1 protein-coding gene is annotated in these 485 nt (G+C 69.1%); it reads left to right on the top strand.

The window, feature by feature from the left end:
* Positions 1-485, top strand: a 485-nt coding sequence (locus tag EN984_RS37215) for an adenosylcobinamide-GDP ribazoletransferase (RefSeq protein ID WP_206517602.1), incomplete at both ends; no start/stop codon positions are given.

Raw genomic sequence — 485 nt, 5'->3', positions numbered from 1 at the left:
AATCTGGGCAGCCCCCATCGCCGGACTTGTCGTCGGCCTGATCGGCGCCATCGTCTTTGCCACGGCCGAACGGTTTGGCCTGGCCATGGGGCCAGCGGCGGCCCTTGCTCTCGTGGCAACCGTGCTCACCACCGGCTGCCTGCATGAGGACGGGCTGTCCGACGTCGCCGACGGCTTTGGCGGCGGCAAATCACGCGGCCGCAAACTCGAGATCATGCGCGACAGCCGCATCGGCGCCTATGGTGCCATGGCGCTGGGCCTGTCGCTGCTGATCCGCTGGAGCGCGCTGTCGGAGTTCGTCGATCCCACTCAGGCCCTCTTCGCCCTCATAGCCGCACACGCGGCCTCGCGCGGCCTGCTTGGCGCCTTCATGCATCTCTTGCCTCCAGCGCGAGTCGATGGCCTCTCGGCCGATGCCGGCACCGTCTCGCAGGAAACCGCCATCGCCGGCGCCGTGCTCGGCGCGATCCCGCTGCTCCTACTCG

Origin of the sequence: Mesorhizobium sp. M7A.F.Ca.CA.004.12.1.1, from assembly GCF_003997835.1 — a bacterium.
Classification (GTDB): domain Bacteria; phylum Pseudomonadota; class Alphaproteobacteria; order Rhizobiales; family Rhizobiaceae; genus Mesorhizobium.
Note: the sequence above shows the minus strand (reverse complement) of the source record. Positions and strands in the feature narration are given on the sequence as shown.